Origin of the sequence: Yersinia similis (assembly GCF_001053095.1) — a bacterium.
Lineage (GTDB): Bacteria > Pseudomonadota > Gammaproteobacteria > Enterobacterales > Enterobacteriaceae > Yersinia > Yersinia similis.
Window position 1 is genome coordinate 1 of sequence record NZ_CGBP01000050.1, and the last position, 11,531, is coordinate 11,531.

Here is an 11,531-nt window from a genome sequence, read left to right on the forward strand (position 1 = left end):
GGCTGATGGCTGAGAAACCGGAAATCTCAAAAAGTGTGTGGAACTAAAGCTGGGATACTTACAATCAGGCGATAACGGCTATTCGTCAGTTATCGCTGCAAGTTGGTATTCCTGCTGGGTTCTCCGCCTTAGGTATTGAGGAAAGTGATATTGAAGGTTGGTTAGATAAAGCGTTGGCTGACCCTTGTGCTCCTTGTAACCCACGTTCTGCAGATCGGGAACAAATTCGCACACTGTACTTACAGGCACTTTAAGGGAGGGAATATGATGATACGCAAAGCGTTTGTTATGACAGTGAATCCGGATGCCCATGCTGAATATCAGCGACGGCACACGCCAATCTGGCCGGAGCTGGAGAGTGTACTGAAAGCGCATGGCGCTCACCACTATTCGATTTTCCTCGATGAGACTCGCAATTTACTGTTTGGCGTTGTCGAAATTGAATCAGAAGAACGCTGGAATGCGGTGGCTCAAACCCCCGAGTGCCAACGCTGGTGGCAACACATGGCTGATGTCATGCCAAGTCACCCGGATAACAGCCCAGTGAGCCAGGCTCTGCGCGAAGTCTTTTATCTGGAATAAAGTTTTTTATCTGAAATGAAGTTTTTTATCTAAAATAGAAATAACGAGGTTGATGACAAAGCGCCTACCACGGAGAGAACCGGCAATAAGTAAAGACGCCGTTTTTCCTGCATAAAAATAGCATCCCTAGGTGCTAGAACCGCGCCATCCGTGGCGCGGACGTTTAAGACTAATTTGACGTTTAAAACTAATTTGACGTTTAAAACTAACCAGATATTTAAAACTAGCCTTAAAATGGCAGTTCACATAAAGCATGCAAAAATCCACTCAACCCATTAAAAACATTTACTTTTATCGTAACGAAAGCCAAATTTATCAAGTTAAAACCAAATATTGTTAACGATTTGGGTAAGAACTATGGGGGTGTTAGCCGCTAAGCGTAAAGATAGCATCTTGACACTTTTCAGCGATAGCACCTAATCAACAAAATGCCGACCAGAACTTAGAATACCCAGTTGGCCATGCCTATCTCCTGTGGTTATGGAGGAGCCCCTGAGAGATTACCTCCCGAGGATAAGGTATTGCTGTTTGGGGTAGCTACACATTAATAAAAAATTGAAGAATAGTCTCTTCATACTCAGCTTATTCATCATCTTTTGTAAAAAGTTGTCATCGTTCATTCTTTAAGCGGAAATCTTTCGAGAACGAATCAATTCCTCACGTAAGTAATAAGCTCTAGCAGAGCCAGTTTCTACAATTCCTGTTAAGAGACGCAGACATATATCGTACATTCTTCTACTAAGAGTTCCGCGATTTTCTATCTGCAAAAATCTTCCAACTACCATTTCTATATAGAATGCTGTATTCACTTGCTTCGCTATAATATGTCGATTGGCACTGTAATGCTCAGCTAAAATCAGAATACCTTCGTCAAAGAATACGTTGTAGAAATTATAAATCAACGAGGATAAGGCTTCAAACACATGGCTATTATGTGCAGATTGCCTTGCAAAACCGAGCAAATATTCAGCACCTCGTTCCATATCTTTTTCTTCATTTTCATGCCCTTGCCAAGAACAATCCGCATACATCATTCCACGTAGTAGCCGATTTAAATCATTTTGCAAACCAGTATAATGATCATTAACATCATTCAAAGCTATCTTGTGTGCTTCTGGTGCTAACAAACTCCAAAGTGCCCATATAGCATCATAATCACCTTCCTTTTCTACAGCGACGTGATATGAGAGTGTTAACAAATAAATGAAGCTAGGGGCTTGTGAACATCCTAATACCAACAAATCTTTAAAGGGTATGAAATTATTATTTCTTGAATAAACAACATGTTCAGAAAGACAATCTTGCATCTGTTTTTTTATTTCATGATTTATTTTTTCATCACCATTTGAACGATAGTTTTGATATTCAGAATCAAATACAAAACCCACTAACTTATTAACCAACTGAATCTGCATCTCATCCGTAGAACAGTACGGAACCATTAATATAGGTAGATGAAGAAACCACGAGCAGTGGCTTTCCAAAGAAATATCGTTAACTGAGAGTTTAAACTTTCCATCAACCAAATCTTTGCGAAAAGTTGTTAAAAGACCATTCCATTTTTCGAGAGCGACTTGCAATTCATCACCTTGTAAATGATAAAATCTACGTGCCTCACTATCTTCGCTTCGGATTCTGGCATACTCAACTATTCCACCTATACAACGAGAGGCTAATTCAGCGTCTCTAGACCAAAGAAATTCCCTTACCCCCTTAGCAGCATAAGCACTAACATTAAGATTCTCATGTGTTAACGCTGTAGCTAAAGCAAACTTCAAATGTTCTATTTGTTCTGAATCGAGATCTAAATCAAATAACTTAGGTAAGACAAAAGCACACGCTCCAGAGCCATAATAATCAGTCTTATCATGTGCTGTTGTCCCATTCATATTGCCTGCATGCATAAATATTGACTCTAGGATAATTCCCAAGCACCACTCTTGATCTTCATCACTCAAGTCTAAAAGAGCATCGCGAACACAAACCGCAGCAACAGTTGTTATTGTACCAATTGCCATATCGGCAAAGTTGTGAACTTCGCCTTTTTGGAGGGCGTTGAGCACCCCCTTAGCAGCTATTAGCGCATCCTGATATGAAGGAAAGTATTTTTCTTCAAGTAATTTATCTTCGAATAGTTTCCTCCCCCATAAATTTAAACTAGTTACGGTATTATCAATTGCATGTTTTTCATTAAACTCTTGCTGATCTTGCTTTAGATCTTCTGGAAGCTCTGATGAGCTTTGAAGCAATATTCGATCATTTTCTTTGTCTTCAACTACTTCCCAAGTTCTTGTATCAACTCGATGTACCATATAACGAAGTTTTTTTTCATTACTAGCAGTTGCTTCACTTTTCAATTCATCGACAATTTTTAAAGCTTCATCCCTTAGCGCATCTACAAACTGAAGTCTTGTTAATAAAGTTTCTAATGACTCTTTTCTCCACGGTCTAAGTGCAGCTTCTCTTCTCTCTTCAATGTATATTTTCGACAATACATCCCTATCAAGACCAAAGAAATGCATTTCATTTCCGCCCATTTCTTGTGTCATTCGAATCAAATCCAAATGGTATAAAGCCGCTGTTTTAAGTAAGGGGAAGGCGGATTTTCCTACTTTATTAGGGAAGCCTGTTGCCACAGAAGATAAAACAGATGTAGGCATTACTGAATTACTAGAGCGAAGAATATAATCAAAAATCCAATCTATTTCATTATTCTCGCCACTGTTGTCAACGTACTCAACTAACCAGTTCTCTAATGCCATAAGAGCACACTGTAATAAGTAAGGTAACGTAGACTTTCCTCTATAGCCCTTCCAAAGGTGAGGAGACGCATACTGTTTCACTACTGTGTCATCATTGAGAGTTATGTCGACTTGTTTAGCTACTGTTTCGTAGGCGTAAATAGTGTCTTCTTCATTATCTTGAGGTTTAGCAAATTCCGATTCTGAATACTTTTGTGCCGTCAAATTACATAGTCTAATAATGAAGTCTAAGCCTAGCCTTGGCTTAAATTGAAGAAGATACTTGAAAGGGCCTTTGGCGCCGCTTGCAGGAAAAAAATCTCGTTCTGTATCGAGCCCAAATGATTCTTCTACGTCTACTCGATATGAACCGTAGCCATACTCATCCTCTTCGGCTTTTTCCAACAGCCACTCATGCATTGAAAGTTTAACTACGAAGTCAGGATAATGCTTACACAACATAGGAACATTGAAACCTATAAGGGCTAGACGACTCAGTTCATCAACATAATTTAATCGTCTAGGCTTTATCTTGGAGATAAAAACGTCCTGTTTCATCAATTCATCAAAATCATCTTTAATGACTGTTGAAACTTTTAATAAAGCATTTAATATTTTTTTTCTTTGTCCCTCGCCGCGATATGAATCTTTAACCTTTTCAAGAAACCATAAACTTAAAAAACCTACCTTTTCAGACGCTTTTGGCAATTCATCATATATATTAACGAGACCAGTCCACTCATCTATCAATTCAATAATTTGAGTAAGCACAGAGTTACTCAAATTATCTTTTTCCTCATAAACAAAATGGAATAGTGCTTCCCAACCTTCTCCATATGGTTGTAGAAAGAGAGATTTTAGCAATCCCGATTTTTTATCTTTTACCAGTAGCCCGTTGTATAGAGATATTGGTCTTTGACACGTTATTCTGAGAATAAAACAAAACCGGGTCAAAAGAGCACAATCATCTTTAAGAAGCTGGCGCTTAAGTGAATTGAGAAATATTCCAGGGGAGTTATGCTGCATAATTGCAGAAATAGCCTCGTCCTTCCAATAGCTCTCTATATATTCCGAAGATAATAAATCTTCTACGAATTCATTAGTCGTATCATCAAATTTTAGTTTCCTATACAACCATAATCTAAATGCCCTACTTATCGCCGGTTCATTTCCTATATTTAACAAAAAGCTCGCAACATTATGAGAATTATCAAAATACTCTCTATCGATGAACTCCTCTAAAGCCCAATCTTCTAAAACGTCATGCATAGGACTTACACTAGATGATTTTTGATCTCTGTAGATCAAATGATCTTCTTCCAACTTTGCGATTACTTCCGGGTCAAAACCGCTTGCTCTGACACCAAAAAGCATCTTTTTAGCTCGCTCTATTGCTATTTGAATAAAGGTTGCTCTTCTTCTATCTGGCATCCCTGACTTTCTATCAGCTTCTTTTGCAACGACAGTCCGCCACACTGTATCCCTAAAGTCTTCCTCAGTATCTCCAGTCCCAAATTGAGCGCCATTTTTTATGGCTCTTACAGCAATCTCAATAAAAAACGGTATTCTTAGTAATTCTACTAAGGAGTTATTAGATACTAGAGATTTTAGCTCCGGAATATGCTCGCAAACTTGCTCGACTTGACTATCTTCAAGCCCTTCAATATTCACGCTGCTAAATTTTATAGAGCAAGGCTGTAGGAAATTAAACGCGAGTTGTTGATAAGCATAATCTCGGCCTGTAGCAATAATAGTCCAACCTGACTGTTTTTTTATGTACTGCAATAGCTCAACAAAAGTATTTGGAAAATTTAGTTCTAACACTTTTTCTAGGGACTCTATTACGAGCACCTTTTCTTGAAGCAATGAGAAATGACTTTCAATTTCTCCCAGGGAAGAGGTAATTCCCATGGAAGTGAAGACTTCATTTAAATGATTTTTATCTAAATCTTCAGCTCTTAAGTAAAAGACTGGAACATCTATATTTTTTGTTGCGATAAAGTCTTTAACAACGCCTGATTTTCCAGCCCCTCTTTCGCCGGTAACAAATACAAATTCACTATCCATGTAACAGTTAGATATTGCTGACAATTGTTCCGCCCTATCAACATGAAATGCATTTATAGTTGTCGATATACCGTCAAAAATATGCTGACTTCGTTCGTAAAACTTTATCAAGTCATTCTCGAAAGGTATGTCACTTGACTTCCTAAATAAAACCTTAACGTCTTCTGGTATATTATTTTGAGTTAAAACTCCCGCATTCTGATTGAAACTTTGAACGCAGGTAACAAGTCTAGCTAAGACTAGAAAAGGTAATTCGTCTGAGTAACACTGAATCAATGAACAAAGTAAGTTTGCTACGATTGAATGTTCTGCGTCTAAGTCAAAAGGTAATATCTGAAACGATTTTAAGAATGACCATAATTCATCTTCTGAGATAGCCACTCCATTGTTAGCATAAGTAAGTTGATCTCTAAATATTTCTAACCTTTCTAGTTTTGCTTTACTGGTGAATCCTTTGGTTTTAGATTTCTTTACAAAGTCCGCTGAGCTCGATGAAAACTTAGCCCATTCAAGTAAAGGCAAAGTATTGTTAACATCAATCTTGGCTAAATTTCCTGTTATTAACGCGATAGAATCTCTTTCTGCATCGAAACCCACACTTTTAAAGTCAGCCCAAGCACTATTTATAACTTCAGCAAACACTGAATTTGTTGAGCTACTAATAGTTATTTCATGCTTAATCTGAGCAAAAACCTTACTCTCATTACTTGATTTATCAGTAGCAATCAATACAAAATCATCAGTATTTACACCATCATACTTGTTCTGAAACTTTAATTCTTTAGCCCTCATATAGTTACTCAAACAAGGAACACAAGATTTAGTCAATAAGGATAGTGCGAAAGCTGCTTGAACTCTTGTTTCGAAATTAACTCCACCACCACCAGTAGAAAACGGGTTGCTTTGTTTCTTTATTTCTAAACTCATCTTATATTCTCCCTGAAGGTGGAATTTCTTTGTCAAACGACCGGAGGATTTTCGCAGTTTCAGTATTAGAGGGCAGACCAGCCCCTTCTGGCGGGGCTTTATCCACACTGGCCATCTGTATACCTTTCTGCCGCACGTGAAAGGCAATTTGCTGCCAGCGGCGCAGCCATTGATCTTCTTTGAGCTTGTAGGACTCCAGCTCTGCCTTAAGGCGATCCACCTGTACCTGAAGCTTTTCCGCTTCTTTAGTTGCCTGCTCTTTGGTTTTCACCATACCGCCCGACAGTGCTCGTTTGGCGTTGTCATAAGCTGCTTTGATCTCAGATTTGGCCTGGAGCGACTGACGGCTAAAGCCAAAGCGTTCTTCCAGTACAGCCCACGTGAGTTTTGAGCCAAGCTCGCCCAACGCCCAACGATCTAGATCGGCAACGATTATATTGATGTCACTGCCGGACATACGTCTGAAGCGCTTAACCATGCTCTACCTCGTTTAAATATTGCTCGGGGTCGAAGTGCTCCACCCCGTTATCAGCCAGTTGTGCAGCCAGCGTTTTGAGTTTTTTATCGTTGTGAACCAGCCAGTCAGCGCTCTTTTTCGGCTTATTGCTACTCAGCTGCTTTTCAGCATTTTTTCGTGCTAGTGCGGTAAGGGCATATTGGCGCTTCTGCTCGTCCAGTCGGCCTTTATCGTCTTTTGCCCACACGTAGTCTTTGCAGTCCGCCGAACACTGCAAATGTCGTTCGCAGGGTGTTTGAGAGAAATTGTGAATGCAGATACCCGTACCTACATCATGCACAGCCTGAATTCGTGCTTTGAGAATGGCATCCTGGACTTCCACCGGAACCACTTTGATTTGCTCAGCTAACTGGCCCCCAACCAAGCCTTTTTTGATGTCTTCACGAAGCATCAGCGTTCGTTTTTCACGGGATGTATGCTGATATGCTTTGGTGTCTCTTGGGTTTGTTCGACCAAACCATTCAGTTTGCAGCAGATCACTTAACCCGCCCTCGTCAAGCAGGGTATTGAGCGTGTGACGGAAGTGGTGACTGGTGAAGTCTACCTCGATACTGCTGGATGCGTATTCCGCTGCAAGAGCAGGGAAATAGCGGAGGAAGGTGGTGAACATTGACTGACTACAGCTTGTCGCCAGCCAGTGGGCGTAGGTTCCACTGGAAAGCCCGAGCGTACGGATGAATAAAAGATCTTTTAAATAGTATTCTTTGCCAAACTGATCAGTGTGCAAGACTGATAGGAATGCGTCGGAGAAATCACGAAAACAATATTTTTTCATACCCGCTTTATCGGTGTAGTAAATGGGGTTGCCAGGCTTCCCCCCCTGCTTGGTCAAGGCACCACGATCTAGCCAAGCAAGGTTTTTCTTCCTGAGCCAACCCGTAGAAACCAGCACCGAATGACTTATACCCATTTCTGTTAAATCAGCAGCATATAGTCTTTTATCTTCAGGCATGGTAGCCAAAAACCTCAAGTCTGGCCCACCGACCTCGTACATTTCTTTCGCTGTTGAACGCGCCTGTTCAGTGATGTCTGCCAACTCAACAAGCACGTCACCGACGATCGAGATCACTTCTGTAGGCAAGTAGAGCCTACGCTTTGGCGTGAACGTATCACCTCGGCTGGCTTTTCTCGGAAAATATTCAATATAGGCATTACCCTTATCATCAAAAGACAGTTGTTGATTGGGCATCAATGAAACTTCACTGAATCGACGCCCAGTACAAGTAAACAGAGCCAACATCAGAATATAGAATCGGTATTTATGATCTTTGGGAACATTTAAATAAAGCTCGCCGATAACTCGAAACACAGCAGGCTCGACAAGTTTGTCCGATTTCGTTTCCAGAACTTCAGGATCATCCAACCTTTTATGATTGAGTCCTCCCGTGCTAGTTGGACGCTTCATCTTGACGTATTTGTAATGCAATAAAACCCTACATAAACCATTCGCATCACAGTGCGCACCGAACTCTGCAACATGCTTGTGAAGGTTATAGGCAGTAGCTTCGCTGTAATGTGTTGAAATTAATTCACATGCATTATCCAGTGCTTCTGCTGTGAGCCTAGCCAGATCCTGCCCCAACTGTTTAGCAGAATATGAGACATACCCAATGGCTGTAATGAAATTACGCTGATTGGGAGCTGATTGATGTTTCCTGTGAAATCGGAGAACAAATAATGCCTTAGCAATCGTCTCCCAGCTATCACTCAAAGGATCAGAGCCAAGCTTTGGAGAAATTAAAAAAGCAAGCGATGCTGTTTTCGAGTTTTTGCCTGTGAGCTTGACCAAGCGGCCAGCATTGACTTGCCACACAGGGTCATCCCAAACAACCGACTCGAACCCTTCCGGCCTCATTAGCTTTGCTTTACTGACTAATGCCCGGAGGTTTGCCTTCCTGTCACGCTCAAGTCTATCAATGAAAGGGATTACCTTGGCCTTACGATTAGAGCGACCATCAGACATTGTACCCCCCTTCTTCACAGAGCATAGCCACTTGAGCGACCGCCGCGATCACCTCATCCAGCTGTATGCCAAGCCGGGCATTCTCGTACTTTTTTAAACGCTCTTCGCGACCAGCCAGCAGACATTCCAATACATGCTCATGGTCAGCATGCCGATAAGGCTGAAATTTGGGGCACAAATAGCATGAGTAAGGCGGATCAAGGTGGCAGACGCTGGATTCACCACATACTCCAATATCAGATTGATCTGCGGGATTTTGCTCATCTACAAAAGTCAGGTGCTTGTCATCTCGCTCACCATTGACAGCATCTTCATCAGCTTCGATCAGTTTACCTTTGAAGAAATTGAGGTATTTCGAGAATCCTTTCGCCGTGGCTTTATCGAGGTGTTCAACTATTCTGCCGGCTATCTCAAAATAGACATTCACATGCTGGGTATCAGTATGATCCAGTATTCTGGCCAGCTCACGCTTACTGATTCCTTCGGCAGCCAAACCTGTTGCCAAGGTATAGCGCAGCCGCCTTGGCGTTACTCGTATTAATTCGCCAGTACGCGGAGAGATAATATTGTGGCGTTTTACGAACGCATTGAGTAAACGTGATATATCGCTACTTGTCAGGTTAAATGCGTTATCAACGTCTTTGGATAAAATGGCCGCTTTATTTCCATTCCTGTTAATTAGCAATGGTCGCTCTTCCGGATTAGCAAAGGCCCTATCCGCATAGCTCAACGGCACCAACTTACTGATTTCGATCAGCTGCTCAATCATAGAACCAAAATGTGGGTCGAGATATTCATCCAAAAGATCGTCTCTTGGGTTCACAAATCGCTTTTTAATCCTCGGCATGCGAATGATGTAGCATGGGTCCGCACCTCCGGGAGCTAACTGCTCAAAATCAGACTCTCGTAGAAATATTAGGTTAGCCGGGTTGCGCCCAAACGCTACGGATAAGGCAACGACAACTTTCTGCTGCAAATACTCTAATGATTGCACCTCATCCAATTTGAGGGCATTAATTAAGAGAGGTAACTCAAGAGACTTGTGCAGGGGACCACTTTCGGGATCTTCCATCCGAACAGCTTCACCTTTCGGATTTCCTGGTAGCTCTAGAGACTCAAGTTCTTGTGCATAAATTTCGGAAAATCCATATTCTGGATTGTTGTCCGCGCTCCAGATATACCACTGAATCGGTCTATACATTGACCACAACTTTTTTCGTGACCGAGCACGATTGATAGCGGATTCAAAAAGGTCTATTAGATGCGACTCCGTATCAACTTTAGATACCGGGTGTCCCCAATGTCGAAGAACTTCCCTCCAGACATCCTGATATGCTGCATAGCCCGCATGGGTTGATACTCGTTTTAGCCGATCAGCAACATGGTCCTTGAGTGCTTCTCTTATTTCGGAGTTAATTATCTTTTTGAAAATCAGGGTTGAATTATCCCGCGAAGAATACGGTAACCTCCAAGTATCTCCGGATATATCGACTTCCTTTCCTTCACGGGTAATTAGCCTCTCGACCTCAGGCCAAGACTGCCAGACAGCCTGTGGTTTCGATAATCTTGTCTTCACTAAGGCTACCTCTCTGACATAATTTCAGCCTGGTACCGCTTCAATGACTTGATCGCCTGCTCTTCCACTTCTTGGGCTATGTAAATATCTTGTGAATCCAAACTACTATCGCCACGCAGCAAGGCTAGCGCTTCTCTTCTGCGCTGTTCATCCATTCCTGATACACGCAACACTCTCTCAAGCCGGGATGAAAATGTATGCCTGAGAGACTTGGCCGTTAAGTTATCAGGAAGATAGTCAGCGTATTGCGAGCGCAACAACTGAAAAAACTGTGTAATTGAGGATTGCGACAAAGGCACACCCTCATCACTCAAGATTAAATAGTCTGATTCGTTTTGGCTTTTACTTTCAAGCATTTCGCGCCAAGTAACAATGTACTCATTCAAAGAAAATGCAAACTGCCTATTCTCAATCGGAATCACTCGACCATTACGTTTTATTTGAGGTCTGGGTCGTCTTAAATCCAGTGGGTCTGGCGATCTACGCTCAATTTTTATCGCTGAAATCGCACCAATTTCGACATCCTCCACTCTGAGACTAAGCAGCTCTCCCGGTCTTAAACCACAAAATAGCATCAACCCCACAGATATATAATTTCTGAACTTTACAGCAGAATCTCGTCCAAAACCTTGCTCGCCATCGGGACGCAATATCTCAAGGAGAAAATCAACTTCAGCCTCATTTAGTCCTTTACGAAGGCTTGTTCTTATTGGTGTGGCAGACATAAAGCTATCATCTAGCGTTTTTAGTAAAAATGACTTTCTCTCCCTCAAGCGCTCATAATTCAAGGAAGACAAGGGTAACTGACTTATTAGTACGTCCATGCACCAACTAAGAAATTGTCGGATAGTTGTTAACCGTTGATTGAAGGTGTTCGGTGCTACAGTACTTATCTTTCCATTGACCTGATCAATTCTTAACGCTTCGACCAAACTACCTTTTAATTCCGCTTCGTTGAATGAGTTTTGAGCCAATAATTTCGCAGATAGGTCACAATTTGATTTATCCAACCAACGATAAAGCACTGACAACTCTCTCAGATTCCGAACCAATGTATTGGTACTAAGGGATCGTCTGGCAAGGATAAACTCATTAGGTAAAACTACTGGCATACCAGAAGCATCCAGCATTATTGGTATCTGCTCACCCGTCTTGTGT

General features: G+C 41.5%; 6 protein-coding genes and 1 pseudogene. 2 read left to right on the forward strand and 5 right to left on the reverse strand.

Annotated elements, in window-relative coordinates; all coding sequences use genetic code 11:
- Window positions 1-65 precede the first annotated feature (65 nt).
- A pseudogene (locus AC971_RS23645) lies at window positions 66-254 on the forward strand (hypothetical protein); the annotation flags it as partial.
- A 13-nt stretch (window positions 255-267) separates the two neighbouring features.
- Window positions 268-582, forward strand: a complete 315-nt coding sequence (gene rhaM, locus AC971_RS20700; protein ID WP_025382325.1) for an L-rhamnose mutarotase — start codon at window positions 268-270, stop codon at window positions 580-582.
- A gap of 623 nt (window positions 583-1,205) precedes the next feature.
- Here the strand turns inward: rhaM and AC971_RS20705 are convergent.
- From AC971_RS20705 to AC971_RS20725, 5 genes are all read right to left on the reverse strand, one after another.
- On the reverse strand, window positions 1,206-6,317 hold the full coding sequence (locus tag AC971_RS20705; RefSeq protein WP_025382324.1) for a hypothetical protein: 5,112 nt from the start codon (window positions 6,315-6,317) through the stop codon (window positions 1,206-1,208).
- A 1-nt stretch (window position 6,318) separates the two neighbouring features.
- Window positions 6,319-6,795 (reverse strand): hypothetical protein, encoded by a 477-nt coding sequence (locus tag AC971_RS20710; protein ID WP_025382323.1) that lies wholly within the window; start codon window positions 6,793-6,795, stop codon window positions 6,319-6,321.
- On the reverse strand, window positions 6,788-8,797 hold the full coding sequence (locus tag AC971_RS20715) for an integrase (RefSeq protein WP_025382322.1): 2,010 nt from the start codon (window positions 8,795-8,797) through the stop codon (window positions 6,788-6,790). Before AC971_RS20715 ends, AC971_RS20710 begins: the two co-directional genes overlap by 8 nt.
- Window positions 8,790-10,373 carry a tyrosine-type recombinase/integrase gene (locus AC971_RS20720; RefSeq protein ID WP_025382321.1) on the reverse strand — a complete coding sequence of 528 codons (1,584 nt, stop codon included), beginning with the start codon at window positions 10,371-10,373 and terminating at the stop codon, window positions 8,790-8,792. Before AC971_RS20720 ends, AC971_RS20715 begins: the two co-directional genes overlap by 8 nt.
- 5 nt (window positions 10,374-10,378) lie before the next feature.
- The coding region (locus AC971_RS20725) for a tyrosine-type recombinase/integrase (RefSeq protein ID WP_231573043.1) at window positions 10,379-11,531 on the reverse strand (1,153 nt) is incomplete at its 5' end.